This is a genomic window from Nonomuraea guangzhouensis (assembly GCF_019396345.1).
Lineage (GTDB): Bacteria > Actinomycetota > Actinomycetes > Streptosporangiales > Streptosporangiaceae > Nonomuraea > Nonomuraea guangzhouensis.
In genome coordinates this window covers 24,624-45,575 of the sequence record NZ_JAHKRM010000039.1, presented here as the reverse complement: position 1 = coordinate 45,575, position 20,952 = coordinate 24,624, and the positions used below count along the sequence as shown (strand labels likewise).

Here is a 20,952-nt window from a genome sequence, read left to right as displayed (position 1 = left end):
ATCTCCTCCTCAGCGGACGTTCGACTTGTACGTCAGCACCAGGCCGACGTTCCGCAGCCCCGAGGCGTCACCGTCCACCTCCAGGACCCAATCGCCGGCGGTGAGCCCCGGCGTGGTCACGTACGTGCCGTCGCGCAGGGCGAAGGCGCGGTTCCCGGCGGCGAGCGTCACGTGGATCGCGCCCTGGCCCTCGTAGGCCGGCCGGACGCCGGTGATCTGGCCGCCGTTCATGCCGGGGAACAGCGAGGCGTCCACCGGGAGCGCCAGCTGCCCGCCGGTGGCCTGGAACTCCTCCCACTGCTCGGGGAAGTCCCTGGCCACGTCGATGAAGCGGGCCGCGGCGAACGGCTTGAGCATGCCCTTGACGGCGCTTGCGAACGGGTCCCCGCCGTGCCTGGCGGCGTACTTGACGGTGATGACGACCTCGCGCAGGTCGGCGGGCGGCCTGCCGGACAGCTCCAGCCGCCAGGTGGAGACCGCGCCGGTGCCCTCGAAGGGCAGGTAGCGGTCGTCGTCGTAGCGCACTTCGAACAGGCCGCTGCCGTCCTCGCCCTCCTCGACGTGCGACAGCGCGATGCGCTGGCCGGCCCGCCAGTCGGCGCGGACCGTGCCGGGCGCGGCGCCCTTGGGTTCGAGCAGGTGCTTGATGGCCTTGGCGTCGGCCGCCAGCACGGTCTTGTGCCCGAGCTGGGTGAGCGTGGCGTTGGGGGTGAGCCGGCCGTCCGGGCCTTCGAAGGCGAGGAAGACGGTCTTGATCTGGCGGCGGTAGTGGCCGGGGAAGTCCCGGTCGAACACCGCCTCGGTCAGCGCGAAGTCGCACGTGCCGGTGTACTTGAGCGTCAGCAGCGCCACCGGGTCCAGCCCGGTCAGCGGCACCTGCTTGACGATCTCCAGGTCGCGGCCGTCGGCCTCGACGTAGGCCTGGGCCAGCCGCTCCAGGTCCATGCCGAGGCTCTCTCCCGCCAGCAGCCCGGCGCGCCTGCTGTCCCAGTACGCGGGCCGGATGAAGGAGGTCTGCTCGGCGCCGCGCTCGAATTGGTAGGCCCGCTCGGCGGCCCTGGCCATGTCGTGGGCCAGCCCGTACGCCTGGAAGTACAGCCCGGCCAGCCGGTCCGACAGCCACGAGTACAGGTCGGCACCGCCGAACTTGCCGCGAACGAAGGCCGCGACCGCCTGCTGGTGGGCGATCTCCTGGTCGTGCACCTCCAGCTCGCGCCGGGCCAGGGCCAGCCCGTGCTCGGCGCCGGCCACCTGCTGATCGGCCTGGAGCAGGTCGTGCCGGGCGGTGTCGAGCTGGAAGCGCCAGTCCTGGGCGGAGCGCTCGTTCTCGGCGCGGATGCCGGTCAGCTCGCCCAGCATGCTGAGGCCCTCGCCGAGTGACTCCGAGATCTCCGCCCCCTTGTCCAGCGCGGCGCCGATCTGGTCGCCGCCGAACTCGGTGCCCATGATGAACGGGCCGGCCAGGATCTGCGGCGCGGCGTAGGCGATGGCCGCGCCGATCTTCAGCCCGGCCGCGGCCAGGTGGGAGTTGGCGGCGTCCTGCATCAGCCGGAGCTGGTCGAGCTGGAGCGCCGACAGGCCGTCGGCGATCAGCTGCTCGTAGTGCTGGGCTCGCGTGCTCACGGCCTCGCGGCCGGCCTGCGCCTCGTGCAGGTTCGCGGTGGCCGCGCGGACCTGCGCCTCCCTGACGCCGCGGGTCATGGCCAGGATCACGCCCTCCTGCCTGGCCTGCAGCAGCGCCAGTTCCTCGGCGTCGCGCCGCTCCAGCGCGCCGAGCAGGTCGCCGGCGAACTGGCGGAGCTTGTCCACCAGGTCCTGCGCCCGGCGGAACAGGAACCAGAAGCGGTGCTGCGGCACCACGACGGCCTGCGTCGCGGCCACCGCCTCGACGCCGGTGCCGGAGGCCGCGCCTCGCACCAGCTCCATGGGGTCGATCGGCGGCTCGAACAGCGGCACCGGCCGGCTGACGCCCAGGATGGTGAGCGACTGCCTGATCTTGCGGAGCCGGTCCTCGACGCGGTTCCAATAGCCGGTGAACAGCGCGTTGTCGGGGATGTGGAAGTACGGGTCCGCCACCCCTTCGTGCACGGCGCCCTTCCCGGTCAGGAGCTGTCCGCCGCCGGTCACCGCGTCCACCCGGTTGATCCCGGCGTACCCGCGGGCCTCCGGCAGCGGGCGCAGGCCCAGACCTTCGGGCCGCGCGCCCAGCAGGTCGTAGGCGTGGATGTAGACCATCCGGGCCTCGTCGATGCTCTCCGCCGTGTACTGGCGGAACAGCAGGTCGCCCCAGTCGAGCAGGTTGTCGATGTAGGCCATGACGACGGCGCGGCGGTAGGCGGCCGGGCGCAGCTCGGCGATGGCGTGCGGGTCGAACGGGTCGTCGCGGTAGGCGTCGAGCTGCCGGCCGTGGTCGCCCATCAGGTCGTACTGCCTCCGCAGCCCACCGATCATGGCGGCCCGCTCGCGCAGTCCCCGCAGCACCGCGGCGGCCTCGGGGTTGCCGGCGCCGGTCACGGCGTCGAACGCGGGCGCGAGGTCCGCCGCCGCCATGCCGGCGAGGTCGCTCAGGTCCTCGCCGGTCAGCGTGCGGTTCTGGAAGGCCGCGGCCAGCTCGGTCAGCCGCTCCAGCATGGGTTGGAGCAGGTCCGCCAGGTCCGTCAGACCGACGCCCAGGCGGCGCAGCCCGGCCAGGTCGGCCGCGCAGTTGGCGGCCAGGGCGCGCACGTCGAGCGTGAGGAAGGGCAGGAACCGCCAGTAGGCGACCGGCTCGGCGGGGTCGAAGACGTACTCATACCAGGCCCTGGCGTCCTTGAAGCGCTGGGCGCCGTTGAGCGCCTGGGCGATGAGCAGCGGCGCGTGGAAGAAGATCTCCCAGTAGTAGCCACCGTTGGCGCTCGGGAAGTCCAGGTGCGAGCTGGTCGGCATCGCGGTCACCTCGTACCGGGATCCGACCTTGATGGTCGTGGTGTTGGACACGGTCCTGCTGAAGGCGGGCAGCTCGTCGGTTTCCTGCGTCTGGGGGGCGAGCAGCGCGGCGACGCCGCCGGTCAGCAGCTTCTCGTTGAGCCGGTAGGCGGTGCTGGAGGTCAGCCGGACGATCTCGTACGGCAGTCCGGCGTACTCGAACGGCCGCTGGACGGCCGCGTCGGAGGGGTAGGTGGCGTAGTGGCGGTTCAGGAACACGTACAGGTTGTCGCCGGCGTCCAGCACGCCGGTGAAGTCGCGGGCGAACCAGGACGTCAGGCCGCCCCAGTTGCCGGCGATCGGCTTCCACGTCAGCACGGGACTGGTGGCCAGGCCGGCCGCCAGTTCCTTGCCCTCCGGCAGGATCGTGTAGTCGGCGCCGCTGAAGACGTAGCGCCGGCCGCCCCGCCTGAACACGGCCTTGACCTTGTGTTCCAGCTTCAGCGGGTAGCCGTCGTCGAGGTAGCGGCCGGGCAGCCCGTCCCGCAGGGTGTAGCGGTACAGCTCCTGCTCGCGGGTCAGGTAGAGCTTGTCCCCTTCCACGTACGCGGCGTCCACGCCCTCGTCGGTGACCATGACGGTGCGGACGAGGCCCAGCTCCTTGGAGTCGCGGGTCTGCGGGGGCGCCTCCCCCTTGAGGTAGGTGCAGGTGGCCGAGGTGTTGTCGAAGAAGTAGTGGCCGCTGTCGTAGGCGAGCACCGCGTTCACGGGGCCCTGCTTCGGCATGCCCGCCACGTCCCCCAGGGTGTGCTCTGCCGGGTCGCCGGTGCCGAGCAGGTAGTACTTGTTCCCGGAGAAGAGCAGGACGTCGTCGCCGAAGGCGGCGATCCCGTCCGGCAGCACGCCCGCGGGCAGCTTCCAGCGGCCGGCCAGGTCGTGCTCGGTGAGGTCGGGCAGCTCGACGTACGTGCCTCGGGCCAGGGAGATGAGCACGTTCTTGCCCCTGTGGGTGAAGGCCGCGTCCACCTTCGTCCAGGCGGGCAGGTCGTCGCCGTTGGCCGCGATCTGCCGGGGGTAGCCGCTGTCGAGCTTGCCCAGCACGTTGTCGGCGCGGGTGTAGCGGTAGTACTCCGTGCCGGAGAAGACGTAGGTGACGACCCTGTTGCTGGTGCGCAGCGTGAAGGTCGCGTCCACGGCGCCCTTGTCCAGCAGGCCGGTGCGGACGATGCCCCAGCGGTTCCCGATCGGCTCCGCCGGATCCTCGACCGGGTCCTGCTCGGCGGGGGCCGAGACGAATCCCGTGCCGGAGAAGTAGTACCGGAGCCGGTCCTTGGTGGGCAGCTCGACGGCGGCGTCGATGCGCGCCCACGACTTCGGCAGGTGCGCCTTGCCGTCGACGCGGCGGATCGGCACCTCGAGGCTGTCGTCCGGAGTGACCCGCCGGCACAGGAAGCTGCCGCCCTTGTGGTCCACGCTCAGCCAGGGCCCGTCGGTGGTGCCCGCGGGCATGTTGAAGGGGACGGCGGCGCTCTCGTCCACCGGCTCCTGGAAGATCGTGTCCAGCCTGGCGGTGGAGGCCGGCTTGCGCACGCCGGTGGCCTCGACCACGTACAGCTCGGGGGTGAGCGCGTACGCCGGGGGTTCGGGGTCGTCCGGCTTGTACGTGCACGTCACGACGATCGAGTCGTGCGCGTCCTGCGTCCCGCCGGGCACGATTCGCGAGGCCTGCACGTACAGCTCGGCGTTCGTGATGGGCTCGCTCTGCTCGGGGGTGGTGGCCAGCAGCTGGGCCGGGCTCCATTCGCCGTTCAGGTTGAGGAAGGAGTAGAGGATCCTGACCCGGTGGTCCGGCGGCGTGGCCGAGACGGTCTGGCTGCCGGCGGCGGTGCCGGGCTTCGTTGTGATCGTCGTGCCGGTGGCGTCGGCGGGCGCGGCCTTCTCCACGACCGCCCAGAACACGAAGACCCGGCCGAAGGCGTGCACGGGATGCACCCGCTCGGCGTCGATCTGGGTGTCCACCTTGAGCCAGGGCCCCCAGGTGGCTGATAGCCCGTCACCGTCCCTGAACTCGGCGCGGCGGTAGTAGTGGCGGCGCGGCTCCGTCCTGGTCCTGCCGAACAGCACCAGCCGCCGGGTGTCCTTCTCCTCCTCGTCGGGCCGGTAGACGTAGCCACCGGCGATGGCCAGCCGGGACACCTCGGTATATTCGTCCAGGTAGCGCTTGTAGGCGCGCTGCACGACGTCCGGGGTGATCTCGCCGCGCAGCAGGTCGGCCTCCAGCTCGCGGAAGGCCGGGGTCTTGGTGTCGCGCAGCTCGGGCCGCACGTAGTTCTCCGGGTAGAGGAAGATCTTCCGGTTGGCCTCCCAGATGCGGTAGGCGGACATCCACTCCCACCAGGCGCGCAGCCGTTCCCTGACGGCCTCGTCGGTCAGGCCCTCGCGCGGCGCGGCCGCCTCGGCGCCGAGGAGGTAGCGGTGCAGGAAGAGCTGGACGGCGGCGATGGCCTCGCGCACGCGTGAGGACGTGCCCTGCCCGCCCATGTCCACGTCGATGAACAGGTGCTCGTACAGCTCGCGCGAGGTGGGCAGCTCCGGCCGCCCGGCCAGCACGGCGGAGACCAGCGCGTCGCGCTTGGCCGTGTTGAGCCGGTCGTGCAGGCGGCGCTCCAGCGCCGGCCAGTCCTGCGGGCCGGTGCGGCGCGCGAGCAGGGCGTGCAGCGTGTCGCTGACCGCGGGGGCGACCGTCTCCGGGCTCGGGTCGTGCAGTGGCGCCCAGATCGAGCCGTACGCGAGCGACGGCACGGTGCCCATCCTGCCGGTCACCGCGAACAGGCCGGCCAGGCGGAGCAGGAACTCGATCTCGAAGCGGTCGCTGGGCGGCCCCTCGTGCCGCCTGACCCACCTGACCTCCTCGGGGTCCCAGCCGAACAGCTCGTGCAGCCGCCGGTACGGGTCCGCCACCACCTCCGTCAAGAACCCGCCCGTCCCGCCGGGCGCGGAGCGGACCAGCAGGGCGAGGCGGCCGATGGCGGCCATGTCGTCGAGCCGGTAGTCGGCGGCCCCCGACCAGCGCGGCCTGAACGGCTGCGCGGCGGCGCCCTCGCGCACGTACCGGTCGCCCTTGGCCAGGTAGGTGCGGCCCTCGAAGACGAACGCGCCGTCGATGCCCTCCTCGAAGCCGCTGGGCAGGTCGCCCCACGCGTCCTTGATCGAGCGGGGGTAGCCCTCCTCGACGTACTCCAGCGCGCCCGGCCGGTAGCGGACGTACTGGCCGCCGGTGAAGGCGTACAGCTCGCCGGTGGGGGCGGTGAAGGCGGCGTCCACGCGCGGGCGGGCGGGGTCGAAGGCGTTGTCCACGACGCCCCAGGTGCCGGGCACCGGACGCGGCACGCCCTCGTCGGCGCGCAGCCACTGGCGGTTCCTGAACAGGTAGACGTGGCCGTCCGGGCCGCGGAAGGCGGCGTCGATGCCGTCCTGGAAGTCCTCCGGCAGGGGCAGGGCTGGCCTGCCGAGCTCGGCGGGCAGCCCGGCGGCGATCGTGCGCGGATACCCCTCGTCGGCGAGGTCCTGGCCGGGGCCGGAGTAGCGCACGTACTGGTCGCCGGCGAACAGGAACGTGGCGGTGTCGGTGACCAGGGTGGCGTCCACCCTGCCCGCGGCCACCGCGTTGCGGACCCGGCCGGCGACGCCGGCCAGCTCGTAGGTGGTGGCGGCGGTCCTGGACACGGCGTGGCAGCCGCCGCCGGCGAGCAGGAACACGGTGCGCCGGTCGGCGAGCGCGGCCTGGATCCGGCGGCCGGTCCCGTCGAGGATCACGTCGTCGAAGGTCTCGCCGAGGTTCGCGAACGCCTCCTCCTTGCGCAGCTCGGCGGCGATCGGCCGGGGGTAGCCGGGGTCGGCGTAGCGGTACTCGGAGCCGGTGTAGCGCACGTACCGGTCGCCGCAGAACAGGAACGTGTGCTCGCCGGTGACCACCGCCGCGTCCACCCGGTCGATGCCGTGCGAGCCGGTCCACTGCCTGACCGGCGCCATCGGGGTGAACGTCCCGTCGAAGTAGCGGGTGAACTGGTGGCTGAAGAAGAAGTACGTGGCGCCGTCGGTCGCGGTGAAGGCGGTCTTGAACACCTCGCCCGGCGCCCGGTCATGGCCGAGTCCCGGCCACAGCCGCTCGGCCGGGCGCGGCGGCGACCACTGCCGCGTCGCCTCGGTGTACTGCAGACACCGCTCGCCGTGCAGCAGCACCATGGCGCCGCCCGCGAACAGCACGGCATCCGGCACACCGAACCCCTCGTCCCGGTAGACCTGCGGGATCCCCCAGAACCCGGCGTCGGCCGTCCCCGTCTCGGCCGGGGCGGCATAGTCCGCGCCGGAGTAGACCAGGTAGCGCATGCGGCCGTCCGGTCCCGGCTTCTCGAACACGTAGGTCCCGCCGTCACGCACGTAGGCCAGCGCCACCGAGGTCAGGCCCGCCCAGTGCGCGGCGATCGGCCGGGGCACCCCGTCGAGCTGCCCCGGCGCGGTGTGGGCGACGAACTGGTCGCCGCTGAACAGGTACGTCTTGCCGTCGCGGCCGACGAACGCGGCGTCCACCGTGTTGCCGTGGTGGATGGTGTCGTGCGGCCGGCCCCACTCCTCGGCCAGCGGGTACTCGCGGCCGAGCGTGACGTTGTAGCAGGACGCGCCCTTGAACAGGTACGTGTTCCCGTCCGCGCCCTTCAGCACGGCGTCGAGCTGGTCGTGGAACGCGGCGGGCACCTGCCGCAGCGTGCGGGGCCGGACCGGCGTCTGGCCGGGGGCCAGGCCCTCCAGCGCGCCGTGCCGCCACCAGCCGTCCTCCCGCTGCACGAGCACCGACCCGTCCTCGACGAACGCGCACGTCACCCCGGCCAGGTCGAGGTGGGTGTAGTGGCGGTAGAGCGTGTCGGACACGACGTGGCAGCGCCCGCCCTCGAACAGGAACACGTTGCGCCGGTCGGCGCAGACCGCGTCGATGGGGCCGTCCAGGGTGAGGTGCAGGTTGCGCAGCCGGGGCTCCTGAGCCAGCGCGGAGACCGCGCGCGGGTAGCCGTCCTGGACGCGGGTGTAGTCGTGGCCCTCGTAGCGGACGTACTGGCCGCCGGAGAACAGGTACGTGTGCGTGCGCGTCACCTCGACGCCGTTCACGGTCTCGGTCGAGTCGGCGACCAGCGCCGCGTCCACCTTGCCGGTGCGGGCGATGGCATTGGCCACGTTGCCCCAGAACGGTTTGACCGGCGCCGGGTAGCGGTCGTCCACCCGGCTGTAGTCGGCGGTGGAGTAGCGCACGTAGCTGCCGTCGCCGAAGACGTACGTCTTGCCGTCCTTGCCGACGAACGCGGCGTCCACCTGGCCGAACGGGAGGCTGCCCCACAGGCCGCGCAATGGCCGCGGCTCGGTCCACCAGCGGCGGCGGTCGTCGGAGGCCACGTAGTGGCTGCCGCTGAACACGTACGTGCGCCCGTCCCGCCCGGTGAAGACCGCGTCCACCGTGGTGAAGCCGTCCTCGGCGGGCAGGTTCCACCAGCCGTCGCCCACCGGCCTCGGGAAGCCGGGGTCGGGCGTGGTGTAGTCGGCGGTGGAGTAGCGGGCGTAGAACGGGGCCTGTTCCGCGGGGTCGCACCGCACGGTCAGCAGGCCGGCCTCGTACACGATGACGAGCCTGACGCCCTGCTCGGTGGCGAGCCGCCACTGCGGGGCGGCGCCTTCGATGCGGGCCTCCTCGGCGACGGGCAGGCCGTGCTCCAGCAGGCGGCGGCGCAGCACGGCCGTCACCTGCCCGGCCTCCAGGTCGGCGAGGTGCTCGACGGGCAGGTCGAGCAGCTTGCCGCCGGTCCCGAACAGGTACGTCTGCCGGTCCATGACGAACGCGGCGTCCACCCGGCGCAGCCCGCCCCAGTCGTCCTCGACCCGGCGCGGGTAGCCGGAGTCGGCCACGGAGTAGTCGGCGGTGGAGTACCGCAAGTACCTTTCGCCGCCGAACAGGTAGGTGCGGCCGTCCATGCCGACGAACGCGGCGTCCACGGCCCCGCCGGGCAGCACCTCCTCGACGATCCCCCACCGCCGCAGGGTCGGCACGGCGCCGGCGGCGTCCCCCACGGCGACGGTCCTGCCGTCCTTGAACAGGTGGACCACGCCGTCGCCGTCGGCGAAGGCCGCCTCGACGCCCGACTCGAACTCCACCGGCAGGCCGGGGAAGCGCGTCCCGATCCGCTTGGGGTACTCGTCGTCGGCGTTGACGCCCTCGCCCTCCAGGCCGTCGGTGTAGGCCATGACCTGGTCGCGGGAGAACAGGTACGTGCCCGACGTGTCGGCGTAGGCGGCGTCCACCCGGCCCCCATCGGCCAGCTCGTTGCGGATTCGCCCCCAGGTCCCGGCGATGGGGCGGTCGGCGGTGTCGCCGACGGTGAAGGCGCGGTCGCCGCTGAACAGGTGGATGCGGCCATCCCGGTCCTGGAACCCGGCGTCGACGACGGTGCGGAAGGGTTCGGGCAGCGGGGTGCGGCCCTCGCCCTCCCACCACCGGCCGATGGCGCGCGGGTAGCCCTCGTCCACGGTCGCGTAGCCGGGGCCGGAGTAGCGGACGTACTGGTCGCCGCAGAACAGGTACGTCCTGCCGTCGGCGTCCACGAACGCGCCGTCGATGCGCACGGGGTCGGTGAACATGCTGCGCACCTTGCCCCAGACCTGTTCCTTCGGCACCCAGCGCAGGCTGCCGGGCGTCCGGGTGAACGCGCGTGACAGGCCGTCGCGGTCGCGGCCGATGATCCACTCGAGGCCGTCGGAGGCGGTGAAGGCGGCGTCCACACCGCTCAGCTGCTCGAACCTGGGCGACAGTTCCTTGAGCGGCTTGCCCTTCTGGTCGGCCAGGACGTAGGCGTCAGCCGAGTAGGTCCAGTAGTGCTGCTCGCGGAACAGGTACACGTGGCCGTCGGCCGACTCCAGCAGCGCGTCGAACCGGTCGAGGCCCGGCGGCAGGGCCAGCGGCTCGGGGAACCCGCCCGCCAGGTCCTGGTCGCGGAAGGCCGCCTCGACCTCGGCCGCGTCCAGGCCCAGCCGGGCCGCCAGCGCGGCGAACGCCCGCACGCGCCGGTGGGCGTGGCGGAAGCGCGGGTCGGCGGGCGCGGCGAGGTCCTCGCCGGTCTCGTCGGCGAGGTCGGCGGCGGCCAGCGCGGGCACCACGAACGTCTCCAGCGCGCCCGTCGGGGTGCTGGTCGGGGTGCCCGTCACGCCCGCGCAGATGGCCAGCGCCGTATCGGCGGGCACGCCGAGGGCGTCCTCCAGCACGGCCGCCAGCTCGCCGGACTGGCGCTCGGCCAGCCCGGACAGGGTCTCCACGATCTCGGCGATGCCCGCCGCCAGCTCCACGGCAACCCTGTGCAGCAGGAAGAACACGTCCTTGGCGTAGTCCTCCAGCCCGGGCAGGGCGTACCCGAGCGTGTTGCCCGGGTTGCCGAAGAAGGCCAGCCGCCCGGCGGGTACGGCCAGCGTCCCGTCCAGATCGCCGGCGGCGACGAGCCGCTCGACCAGGCGGACGCTCTCGCCCGGGTCGAAGCCGAGCTCCGCCACCGCCTCCAGGTCCAGCCGGTACGGCTTCGCCTCCCGCACCACCGCCGCCACTCGGGCGGCGACGATCTCCTGCTCGGCCGCCGTGAACCCGTCCCCCAGCGGCGCCTCTCCCGCCAGGTGCCGGACGGCGTCGCCGGGCAACCGGCCGTCCTCGGCGCACAGGTCCGCCAGCCGGTCCAGCACGCGCCGGCCGGCCACCGCCTCGGCGAGGTCCTCGAAGTCCTCGGCCGAGAACGCGAACAGCTCCGATCGGAACTCCTCGATCTGCGCCTTCATGGCGTCCAGCACGCCCTGCCGGTACGGGTGGAACTCCGGCGGCAGGGCCAGGTCATCGGCCTTCAGCCCGGCCAGTGCCGCCTTGTCGGCGTAGTCGCCGTCGGCGTCCAGCCAGCCGTTGAAGCGCAGCCCCTCCACCAGTGTCTCCACCTGGTCCGGCGTGAGCGGCAGGGCGGCGAAGACGTCCGGGTCGAGCGTGAGCCGGTCCTGCCGGAAGCGGCGCACCCGCTCGTGCAGCGCCTCGAACGCGGCGGGCGCGGCGCCGCCCAGGTCGGCGTTGACGGCCAGGGCCGCCTCGTCGCCGGTGAACAGGATCTGGCCGTCCTCGTCGAGGCAGCCGTTATAGATCAGGTTGTCGTACAGCTCGGTCTGCTCCGCCGCGGTCATGGTGGTGCCGAGCGAGGCCAGGTCGGACGGGTACAGGGCGGGCGGGCCGGCGGCGTCCTGGCGCAGGCGGGTGATGAGCGTGTACAGGGCGGGGCGGTGCGGGGTGAAGTCGCCCGCCAGGCGCAGCCCGGCGGCCTCCTGCGGCAGCGCGGTCGTCTCCATCGTCCCGTCGGGGCGTAAGTAGCCGGCGGTGACGAGGTTGGCGTGGATCTTCGCGGCGAGCCGCTCGCCCAGGCCGAGTCCCGCGAAGTCCTCCTCGGTCACCACGGCCAGGTCGGTGAGCGCGTCGTGGGCCGCCGCCTTAGCGATGGAACGCTCCAAGCGCAGCACGCGATCGTCCTGCGGGCAGACCACGCCGTCGTAGGCGGTCAGCACGTCGTACACGACCTCGGCGGCGCGCTCGCCGAACCGGTCGGAGGCGAGCACCTCGGGCCCGAACGGCTCCAGGCGGGAGCTGAGGTCGCCGGCCAGGGCGGTGGCGTGCTCGCCCGCGTCCTCGCCCGGCGTGCCGCCCAGCATCTCGCGCAGCGACATGGGGCCGAGCCCGGTGGCGCGCAGCCACTCGGCCACGGCGGCCAGCGTCTGCGCCAGCCACAGGCTCGCGGCCGGATCGCCGCCCGCCAGGGTGCGGTAGCAGTCCCGGGTGCCCGCGCCGGTGTCCACCGGCGGCGGGAAGGAGCCGTACGGGCGCGGCGCCGGATCGGCGTCCAGCACGTCCAGCACGTCGAACAGCTCAGCCGCCGACATCCCCAGCGCCGAGGTGAGCACGCCGACGCGGTGCAGCAGCGACAGCTCCGCCAGCCCGACGGCGGGCCCGTCGAACGGCGCCGTCTCGTGCGGCGTGGCGGCGTACTTGGCGCGGAAGCGGGTGACGATCTCGGCGACGTCGGGCTCGGCCAGCGCGTGCGCGACCCGGCGGCGGTACTCGGCGTTGCGCGCGGCCAGAATGTCGCCGCGGCAGGCCAGAACTTCCCGCCCGGCTGGCAGCTGATCGGGCCACGGCCAGATCAGCGCCCGCTCATAGGGGTCGCCGAACGTCCTGCCGAACAGGCCGACCGGGTCGGCGCCGCCGCGAACGCCCACGGTGTCCATCGGCGCGGCCAGCGCGCATACGACGTCGACGGGCAGGTCCCAGGTCCTGCGCAGGTGGACGACGGCCGCCAGGACGCGCAGCGCGGGCAGGTCGATGCGGTTGCCGCAGCAGGAGCGCAGCACGAGGTCCAGGTCGGTGAAGGACAGGCTGGACTTGCGGGCCAGGTGCACGAAGCGGTGCGCCCGCTCGTACCAGGCGAGCGGGACGGGCTCGCCGTCGCCCCACACGAGCGTGTCCTCCTCCTCGTCCACGCCGGCCGGGCCCTCGCCCTGGTTGACGTAGAAGGCTCTGGCCTCGGCCGGGCCCGGCCGAGGGGCCGGGGTGAGGTTTTGCAGCAGCAGCTCGCGCAGCTCGTCCGCGGTGAGGGTGGCCGCGCGGCGGAAGCGGGCGAGGTCCCGCAGGGCCGTCAGTTCCTCCTCCTGCAGCCCGTAGCGGGCCCGCAGCTCCGCCTCGGTCACCGGCGTCGTCACCAGGCGTACCTCGTGCGGGGTCAGCCCCAGCATCAGCCGCGCCACCACATCGGGGTGGGCGGCGCCGGCGAAGAGCCGGTACAGCTCCGCCGGGGTGACGCCGAGCTCCTCCAGGTAGGCCTTGAGCCGCTCGTCCTGCAGGGAGAACGGCTTGTCGAAGGGATGCTCCATCTTGCGCAACCGCCCGTACGGGTCGTCGCCGACGACCTTCTCCAGGACCTCGACGACAATATCGAGGTAGGGGATCTCGGTGTAGGTGTTGTCGGCGTCCAAGACGACGTCCTTCAATCCCGGCCGCCGTTCCAGCAGCGACGGGCGCTCGAAGCTGTCCTCCAGCAGGCGCAGCAGGTCGGCGAGATAGGCGGCCGGCGAGTGCACCGACCGGGCCTCGTCTCCTTCGCGGAACTCCAGCTCGCCGAAGAGCCGTTCGTAGGTAGGCAGGGATCCGTTCGCGGACAAGAGATCCTCCCGGGTGTCCGGCGGAGGCGCGGCACGTCGATGCACGGGCCGCGCGGCGCCGGGCCGCTCCCCCGGCCCGACACCGGTCGTAGCATTGGTACTCCGGCTCAACATCCGATTGCCGCCGGATTACAGTGAGTGATCACTGTCGCGCCATTCCGCTCCCACCTGCGGTGACGCCGGATCCTTTACGATACGTTCTGCTCATTTAGCGCATTCTGCTCAGCGTCGGGGTGGCGGCCGCTGCTCATCAGACAAAAACTCTGCAGGCATGACCGACGACCGTAGGCATGCCTCCTAGCGCCCGGTAACAACCGGAAACACACCACAAGTCCAGATCTTGAATGGAAATGATCAACCGCAGGACGGCCTGCCGAAGCGTCCAGCTAAGTTACTCGCGGGTACCGCCAACGGCTGTCCGCCAGTCCCAAGCCCAAGAACCTACTTTGGGGCTGGGGGCACCTTCGGGAGCGGAGGGCCGTATCGTGCATTTCGATTCCCCTACCTGCTTCGGTGGGTAGGTGCGGGCCTCGCCTACCGGCGGGGCCTTTGCGTTGTCACCACCTCGCTGGTCAGCGCCTTTTCCTGCTGGTCCGGACCGGCCTGGGGTGCGTTGAAGTCCGACGTTGCGCATGGCGTTGTCTCGCCAGCAATCCACGGCGCGGATGTACCGCAGCACGACGGGTGAGGCGGGCGCCCAGCGGCCGTGTTTGGCGATGACGGCGACTGGGACGCCGGCGGCGTAGGCGACGGTGGCGCCGCCGGCGCGCAGGCTGTGCGCGGTGACGGTCTCGGCGTATGGCACGCGGGTGCGCACGGCCAGGTCGCGGACGACGACGTTGACCGCGTCCGCGCCGAGCGAGGGGCCGACGGTGCCGTGCCGGTTGACCCGCCGCAGCAGCCGCCCGCCTACCTGTCCGGCCTGATCGAGAACCTCCAGCCAGTCGCGCCAGGCGGCGACCGGGTCGGTCAACGGGTGGCTGCCGCGCGGGATGGCGACCGCCGAGCAGGAGCGCGCCCAGGCCCGTGGCACCGCCGCGGCGCACGCCGAGGAGGCCGACCGGCTACGTCAGGCGCTGGCCGCCGAACAACAGCGGCGCGAACAAGCCGTCACCGCCGTCGCGGTGGCGCAGGCCTTGCTGACCAAGCAGGACAGCGCTGAACAGCCCGGCCACCCTGAGTCGGCCGCCTCGTCCGTGCACGATGCCCAGCCAACGAACAATGGACAGCAGCCACGTGCGGCACTGTAGGTCGTTTCACTGAGCCCGGGATATTCGCGGAACGATGTAGTGGGATTCGCCTTCGCGTGGCTACTCAATTTCAGCTAGGCGATGGTTAGCGATGTCTGGCCACTACCGCTTAGACGGTCAGCTGTGTCTCAGCACTATGCGGGCAAGGGCGGGAGCGGCCAGGACCTGGATGTTCATGCCGTGTTACTTGTGTTTGCCTGAGTAGTTAGGGCGGTCGGCCGAGCAATCGTCAAGACCTGTGGATCACGAGTTGCCTACGAGATTCCTGACGATCTGATCGCTGCCCGGCGCGCCTCTTGATCAGGGGATATACACCTCGTAGTAGAAGCCCGGCATATAAGGGCCGCCCCCGCGGAACCAGTGACAGCCGACGAGCCCGGTGTACAGGCCGCTCTGCGCAGCGTCCTCGTAGGCGACGTCGCAGTCGGCCAGGGTCTGGTAGGGACCCTGCATGTACCAGTCCGGTGTCGGCCAACCCCCGGCGGCCACGGCCACGCTGGTCTGGGTGGCGGCGAAGGCGGGTGCGGTACTAGCCAGGACACTGGCGCCCAGCGCCACGGCGAGTACAGCGGAATGTAATCGGCGGATCTTCATTGTGGGTGACTCCTCACATTCGGGAAGAAGAACACCTTTAGATGAGCACCGGCCACGAGCAATCGTCAAGACTTGGATCAACGCAGCATCTCCCGCCGCTGGTCATAGCGGAGCGATTGTCAAATCATGTGTATCGATGAGTGCGGTCGGACTTCCCAGGTCGGCCGTTGGAGCTGATCGTTGTACACGATGATGTCGGAGTGGTCGGTGGGGCGGACTGTGGCGAAGTGGAGCCGATGGGAGGGGATATAGCGGCTGTCATCCCCTGAAAACGTGGAGGCGGTTCTATGCCACAGCGGTCCTCAGTAGGGCCGATGAGGCTTTCCTCTTCTCGATCATGTGACGTTCGAATGTGATGGGCGCCAAGCCGTCGTTTGCGCTGTGCCGCCGGATGGTGTTGTAGACGTCCGCGATCGGTGGCGATCTTCAGGCGGGTCTCGGCCCGGGTGCGGAACCGATGGCGGCGGACGACGGCTCGATCGAGTCCGCCGAGCTGAGCCCCGACGGCCGCTGGGCGGTCACGCTCGACCCGCCGGTCGACCAGGCCGCCGCGCGGATCGCGAGGTTGTGGGACACATCGACCGGCCAGAAGGTGGCGACGTTCGACACGGACCACGCGTCGTCTTCAGCCCGGACGGCAACCTGGTCGCCGGCACCTACTTCGACGGCAAGCGCGAAGTCACCACGGTGGATGGCGAGTCGATGGGTGTCCTCTCGGGTGGCACGATGACCGTCTCGCTGCGTAACACCAGCAGTGGCGACGTCATGGCCTCGTTCACCGGCCATCGGGGGTCCGCGGCCGTGGCGTTCAGCCCGGACAGCAAGACCGTCGCCACGGGCAGCACGCTCGTCGCCGAGTCCTTTGACGCGCCGATCCGCTTGTGGGACCCCTCGACGGGCAAGCTGCTGACCACGTTGACCGGCCACCGTAACGGGATCCAGAGCATGGGGTTCAGCCAGGATGGGAAGGTGCTGGTCACGGGTGCCGCCGGCGGGGTGACGAAGGTGTGGGACGTGGTCGGCGGCAAAGCCACGGCGACGCTTGGTTCCCGGTGTGGATCAGCCCCGACGGCAAGACGCTCGCCGACACGCTGCCGGGCGGCAAGGACGGATTCGAGCTGAGGCGCGTGCCCGACGGGAAACGGCTGGCTTCGGTCGCCAAGGCCGGGCGCTTCGCCGGCTTCACGCCCGGCTCCAAGGCGTACGCGACCGACAAGGACGGGGGCGTCCGCCTCTTCGACCTCGCGACGGGGAAGGTTCGCGCGACTCTGACCGCGACGGTGCGGGGCGATCTGGCGTTCAGCCCGGACGGCAAGCTCATCGCCGCCGTGACGAAGGAGGGCGAACCGGCTCTGTTCGATGCCGCGACCGGTCAGGGGCTCACGCCGCTGACCGGCCACACCGGCAAGGTCACCGACCTCACGTTCACGGCGGACGGACAGGCGCTCTTCACCACCGGGACGGACAAAACGGTGCGAAAGTGGAACGTCAAGCGCTGATCATGGCCAGGGGTCGGCCGGGTCGGTCAGTGCTTGTACGCGGCGACGACCTCCACCTCGACGAGCCAGCCCGCGACCGGGAGGTTGGCGATCTCGATCGTCACGCGGGCCGGGCGGGCGGGGTTGACCTCCATGGGCAGGGCGGGCGATGCTGTGCCGAGCGGGACGGGTACGGCCTGGCCGGTGGTCAGGTCCGTGTTGGCGAAGAACTGACGGTAGGCGCGGTTCCAGCCGGTGAAGTCTGCCGCCTCGGCTCCCGGAGGCTTCTCCAGGTAGGCGCGCATGGAGACGACGTCGGCGAGGCCCAGCCCGGCCGCGGCGAGGTTGGCCTTGATGCGCTTGAGCACGTTGAGTGCCTGGGCCTCGGTGACGGTGACGCCCGGGGGCAGGGTTCCGCCGGCGAGGTCGACGTAGCGTTCGGGAGCGTCGGCGGGGGCCGCGGGGTTGGCCGCGGCCGGCCCGAGGCCGCTGGCGGTGTACGAGGCCACCTGCTTTCCGAGCGCCACTCCGTCGGCGATCGCGGGGTTGGTGTTGCCCGCGGGGAGGAACGGCTTGACCTCCTGCGGCCGGGGCGACCAGGTGGGGGTGGCGGCAGCCGTGCTCGTGCCGAAGACGAGGACGACGGCCGCGGAGAGAGCGATAGTGCGGATCTTCATGCGGTGGTGTCCTCTCAGGAGGCGCTCAGGACGCGCTGGTGCAGCTCGGTGACGACCTTGCGGGCGGACTCCAGGGCTCCCGCCTGCCAGGCGATCATGTAGCTCAGCCAGTCCCCCGCGAAGTACACGTGCCCGGCGGGTTTGCCGAGGAGCTGGTACGCGCCCTGCCGGGACGGCCAACCCACCCACGCGCCCTCGATGTGCGGCTGAAGTTTCCAGGCGATGGACACCGACGACGCCAGTTCGTCGCGGTATTTCGCGCCATGAATCTTCATGCCCTGCTCGATCGCGCGGCGCTCGCGCTCGGCGGGCTTCAGCGCGGCGTACGCGTCGGCCTGGGCGCCGAAGTTGTAGTAGCCGACGACCATGCCGCGCGCCGTCCCGTACCCGTAGGAGGGGTACCAGATCGTGCCCAGATCGAGGTCTGTGGCGGTGACGCCGCCGTAGATGTCCTCGTCGGTCTCCCACCAGCGGCGGCGGTACTCCAGACCGATCTTGCCGGCGTTCGCGACGGTTGGGGTGGCGAGGGCGGCCTGGACCTCCGTACCGAGGTTGTGCGCGGTCTTGGCGAGGATGTGCGGGGGCATCGCCGCGACGCACAGGTCCGCCTTGATCTTCTGGGTACGGCCGTGGCGGTCCTGGTACTCCACCTCCACGCCGTCCTGCAGATTGGTGATCTTGGAGACCTTGGCCCGCAGCCGGATCCGCTGCCGCCCGATCTTGTTGGCGAAGGCCCGTGGGATCGCGTCCATGCCGCCCACCGGCTGGAACATCAGCATCGCCTGTTCGTAGCCGAACTCGAACGCGAACCGCTGCCCGACGCCGCTCGCCAGCACCTCCGACAGCGACGGCACCGGCCCGAGAACCGTACCCTCCTGCTCGCCCGCCCCCGGGTTCACGCTGTGGCCGCGCCGGGAGGTTGCGGAGTACCTGAATCCGCTCGCCTTGTCGCCCACCGCCCCGAAGCTCGACAGAAAGGCGATCAGCCGCTCTTTGTCCTGCGCGGTGAGGGCGGCGTCCAGCGCCCCCGCGTCGGTCGCCCGCGACAGCAGCTCCGAGACGTACCCGTACACGTCGGCCTTGGCGGTACGCCAGCGGACGGGGGCCGACATGCTCTGGTGGTAGATGTACGCCTGGGCGTTGGAGTTGGTGAAGACCTCCAGGTCCACGCCGAGCTCGCGACAGTAGTCCATGGTGACCATCCACTGCGCCAGCCGGGCCGGGCCCGCATTGAGGTAGAGGCCGTCACTGAACTGCGCGACCTGCGTGGAGCCGTCGAGCTCGGTCACACGGTCGCCGCCACGGACGGTCCAGTTCCGGCCGCCGACCCGGTCCAGCGCCTCCAGGATCGTGCAGTCGTAGCCCGCCTTGCCCAGCTCGTACGCCGTGGTGAGGCCGGCTATCCCCGCGCCGAGGATCACCACCTTCTTCGCGGACCGCCCGGTGAGCGAGAAGTCGGACGGCTGCGGCGGGCCGAAGGTTCCCTTCGTGGCCGCCTCGGCGGAGGGCGCAAGCCCGAGCGCGCCCATAGTCGCGAAGAGCGCGCCCGCCCCGCCGGAAACACCGACGGCGGACAGGAAATCGCGTCTGCTGTACCCCAACACTTACCTCCAAGGTTTCGCTGGAGGTAAGTGTTGGGAGGCTTTGTTGCTGATCACCCGCTCTTGTGTTGTTTGTGAGTTTCAAGCGGATCATCGTGTTTGTGGTGAAAAGTTAGCTTAAAGCGTCTTCTGTGCCCCGCTGGATTCCCGGGGTGCGCTCGTCGTGGTTGGGCCATGAGGAGTCAGGCTCGATCGACTGACCAGTGGGCTCCTGCCTGGACAGGGCTGGGGCGGTTGGCACCGCCTGGAGAGATGAACGACGTCGAGCGGCAGTTCTTGTCGAGCCAGCACCGGCGCACGGCACACGACCGAGAGTTATCGACCGGAGTTGTCGTATCCGGGCCACGTTGTTCGTAGCCAGGATGAGAGGCTGCCCGCCAGGGGCGCTGCCACGACCACAGGAGATGACCACCGATGCCGCACCCACAGGCCAAGATCCACCGCATGTTCGAACTCGTCGAGCCGATCGCCACCGTCACCTTCTCCGAGGTGCCCAACGAGGCGTTCCTGGCCCTCGGCATGCGCAACTACTGGGACGGATACTTCGCGGGCCGGGCCGCGCCGCTGGGCCTGGCACCGGCCGAGGTGGTGCACGCGGTCTTCTACAACTTCGCCGACGGCGAAGTGGCGCGCCACATCCCCTGGGTGTGGGGGAAGATCAGCCCGCAGGAGGCGATCGCCGTGCGCGAACGGGGCAGCGCCGCTGCCCTGCGGCAGATGATCGGGGAACTCGCCGACTCCCCCGCTCTGGTACGGGCCGCCGACCTCGCCACCCGAGCAGCGCTCAGCGCGCCGGCCGAGGGCCGAGTGCTGTACGCCGGGCTGCGGGCGCTCGACGTGCCCGAGGAGCCGGTGGCCAGGCTCTGGCACGCGGCGACGCTGCTGCGCGAGCACCGCGGGGACGGCCACAACGCCGCCCTTCTCGCTCATGGCATCGGCGGCACCGAGTCCCACGTTCTCATGGCTGTTTCCCTTGGGATGAGGGCGGAGGAGTTCGGCCGGATCCACCACCTGCCCAAGGCGCAGCTAGCCGCGGTCGTCGACGGGCTGCGCGACCGCGGTCTCGTGGACGCCGCCGGTGGGTTCACCCCCGCCGGCCGGGAGACCAGGCAGCGGATCGAGGCGCTCACCGACGAGCTGGCGGCCCCGACGTACGACGTGCTCAGCGCGGACGAGCTCGACGAGCTGGTCGCGGGGCTGGAGCCGATCGCCGCCGGGGTACGGGCCGTCGACGACTGAGCGGGCCCTGCGCCGATGAGGACCATCCACCACGGCATGACCTTCAGGCGACGCGGCCGTGCCTCTGCCTCATGATGGTGGAGTCGATGCAGCTTCACTTCCCTTGTCACCTCAGAGGCCTCAGAAGCCGACGCGGGCGATGATCTCCAGCACGAACGGCGCGGCGACGACGAGGACGGCGATGACGATCAGCAGTGCGATCACGTTGCCGACGAAGCTCGACCGGCCGGAGCGGCGCGCCAGCCGCGCCGAGTCCTGAGTGGATTGGCGCGCCCACTCGGCCGCCCTGGCCGCGTTCTGGTTGGCGTTCTGCTGGCTCTGCCACGAGGAGAAGTTCGGGTTGGTCATGACGATCTTTCCTTTCGTACCGTATGGAGCAGGTCGTTCATGGGGGCGAGTCCCCGGCCGGGCCGTCCTGCGGCCTCCGTGCCGGGATGCGTGTTCGGATCGCGCCGGCGAGCAGAGCGGCGCCGAGGGGCCCAGCACCCAGGAGGTAGGGGGCTCCCGGATCGCCGGTGAGCGGGCCGAGCAGAGCGGCGGACGCGATGACCGCTCCAGCCGCCGGCCGGACCAGTCCGGCGCGGGCGAGCCCGTAGGCCAGCAGCGCGATGCCGACGGCGGCGGCGTAGGCCAAGGCGAGCCGCGGGACGGACTGCGCCGCGACCCATCGCCCGCCGGTGACCCGCAGGGTCGCCTCGACCATCCAGGCTGAGGCGACCACCCCGAGCAGGGCCAGTGTGACGGCGGCCCGCCCCCGTCCTGCGTGCCGCGCGACGTCGCGGTACACCGTAGCGGTCGCCGCCACCCCGGCCCATGCGCCGGCCCCCCACATCACCTCGGCGGATGCGGTCAGGGTCCCGGCGAGGCAGAGCATCGCCGAGGCCAGCAGCCCCAGCCCGCCGAGCGCCCGCGCTCTCATGTCCGTCGTCAGGGCCGGCGG

At 71.3% G+C, this 20,952-nt stretch carries 12 protein-coding genes; 4 read left to right on the top strand and 8 right to left on the bottom strand.

All coding sequences use genetic code 11. The features are described from left to right. Positions 1–9: 9 nt before the first annotated feature. Positions 10–13,173, bottom strand: coding sequence for a hemopexin repeat-containing protein (locus KME78_RS52770; protein ID WP_219537607.1), 13,164 nt, complete (start codon positions 13,171–13,173; stop codon positions 10–12). A gap of 391 nt (positions 13,174–13,564) precedes the next feature. Beyond that, positions 13,565–14,146: a site-specific integrase gene (locus tag KME78_RS52765; protein WP_219537606.1), complete on the bottom strand. Its 582-nt coding sequence runs from the start codon at positions 14,144–14,146 to the stop codon at positions 13,565–13,567. Between the two features lie 19 nt (positions 14,147–14,165). On the opposite strand from KME78_RS52765, the gene KME78_RS52760 reads away from it, so the two are divergent. Beyond that, positions 14,166–14,423 carry a hypothetical protein gene (locus KME78_RS52760; RefSeq protein ID WP_219537605.1) on the top strand — a complete coding sequence of 86 codons (258 nt, stop codon included), beginning with the start codon at positions 14,166–14,168 and terminating at the stop codon, positions 14,421–14,423. A gap of 300 nt (positions 14,424–14,723) precedes the next feature. Here the strand turns inward: KME78_RS52760 and KME78_RS52755 are convergent, their stop codons facing one another. Together KME78_RS52755 and KME78_RS52750 are read right to left on the bottom strand one after the other, a co-directional pair. Further along, on the bottom strand, positions 14,724–15,017 hold the full coding sequence (locus KME78_RS52755; protein WP_219537604.1) for a hypothetical protein: 294 nt from the start codon (positions 15,015–15,017) through the stop codon (positions 14,724–14,726). Positions 15,018–15,443: 426 nt separating this feature from the next. Further along, entirely contained in the window at positions 15,444–15,626 is a 183-nt protein-coding gene (locus KME78_RS52750) for a hypothetical protein (protein ID WP_219537603.1), read from the bottom strand. A gap of 93 nt (positions 15,627–15,719) precedes the next feature. Between KME78_RS52750 and KME78_RS52745 the strand changes: the two genes are divergently transcribed. Together KME78_RS52745 and KME78_RS67665 are read left to right on the top strand one after the other, a co-directional pair. Then, complete coding sequence (locus tag KME78_RS52745) at positions 15,720–16,139, top strand: WD40 repeat domain-containing protein (RefSeq protein WP_219537602.1); 420 nt, start codon at positions 15,720–15,722, stop codon at positions 16,137–16,139. Continuing rightward, entirely contained in the window at positions 16,070–16,516 is a 447-nt protein-coding gene (locus tag KME78_RS67665; RefSeq protein ID WP_219537601.1) for a WD40 repeat domain-containing protein, read from the top strand. The genes KME78_RS52745 and KME78_RS67665 overlap by 70 nt, the downstream gene beginning before the upstream one ends. A gap of 26 nt (positions 16,517–16,542) precedes the next feature. Here KME78_RS67665 and KME78_RS52735 read toward each other — a convergent pair whose 3' ends face one another. Continuing rightward, positions 16,543–17,172 (bottom strand): Rid family hydrolase, encoded by a 630-nt coding sequence (locus tag KME78_RS52735; RefSeq protein WP_219537600.1) that lies wholly within the window; start codon positions 17,170–17,172, stop codon positions 16,543–16,545. 14 nt (positions 17,173–17,186) lie between these two features. Continuing rightward, positions 17,187–18,773 carry a flavin monoamine oxidase family protein gene (locus tag KME78_RS52730; RefSeq protein ID WP_308127463.1) on the bottom strand — a complete coding sequence of 529 codons (1,587 nt, stop codon included), beginning with the start codon at positions 18,771–18,773 and terminating at the stop codon, positions 17,187–17,189. A gap of 414 nt (positions 18,774–19,187) precedes the next feature. Between KME78_RS52730 and KME78_RS52725 the strand changes: the two genes are divergently transcribed. Continuing rightward, the gene (locus tag KME78_RS52725; protein ID WP_219537599.1) at positions 19,188–20,012 is read left to right on the top strand and encodes a MarR family winged helix-turn-helix transcriptional regulator; all 825 of its coding nucleotides are present in this window, start codon (positions 19,188–19,190) and stop codon (positions 20,010–20,012) included. Positions 20,013–20,132: 120 nt separating this feature from the next. Here KME78_RS52725 and KME78_RS52720 read toward each other — a convergent pair whose 3' ends face one another. Both KME78_RS52720 and KME78_RS52715 read right to left on the bottom strand, forming a co-directional pair. Beyond that, complete coding sequence (locus tag KME78_RS52720) at positions 20,133–20,360, bottom strand: hypothetical protein (protein ID WP_219537598.1); 228 nt, start codon at positions 20,358–20,360, stop codon at positions 20,133–20,135. 37 nt (positions 20,361–20,397) lie between these two features. Next, positions 20,398–20,931: a hypothetical protein gene (locus tag KME78_RS52715; RefSeq protein WP_219537597.1), complete on the bottom strand. Its 534-nt coding sequence runs from the start codon at positions 20,929–20,931 to the stop codon at positions 20,398–20,400. Positions 20,932–20,952: the final 21 nt, after the last annotated feature.

Coding starts and splice junctions, on each gene's coding strand:
- KME78_RS52755 (WP_219537604.1), bottom strand. CDS start 15,017: ATGAAGATCCGCCGATTACATTCCGCTGTACTCGCCGTGGCGCTGGGC.
- KME78_RS52760 (WP_219537605.1), top strand. CDS start 14,166: ATGGCGACCGCCGAGCAGGAGCGCGCCCAGGCCCGTGGCACCGCCGCG.
- KME78_RS52725 (WP_219537599.1), top strand. CDS start 19,188: ATGCCGCACCCACAGGCCAAGATCCACCGCATGTTCGAACTCGTCGAG.
- KME78_RS52745 (WP_219537602.1), top strand. CDS start 15,720: ATGGGTGTCCTCTCGGGTGGCACGATGACCGTCTCGCTGCGTAACACC.
- KME78_RS52735 (WP_219537600.1), bottom strand. CDS start 17,172: ATGAAGATCCGCACTATCGCTCTCTCCGCGGCCGTCGTCCTCGTCTTC.
- KME78_RS52715 (WP_219537597.1), bottom strand. CDS start 20,931: ATGAGAGCGCGGGCGCTCGGCGGGCTGGGGCTGCTGGCCTCGGCGATG.
- KME78_RS52720 (WP_219537598.1), bottom strand. CDS start 20,360: ATGACCAACCCGAACTTCTCCTCGTGGCAGAGCCAGCAGAACGCCAAC.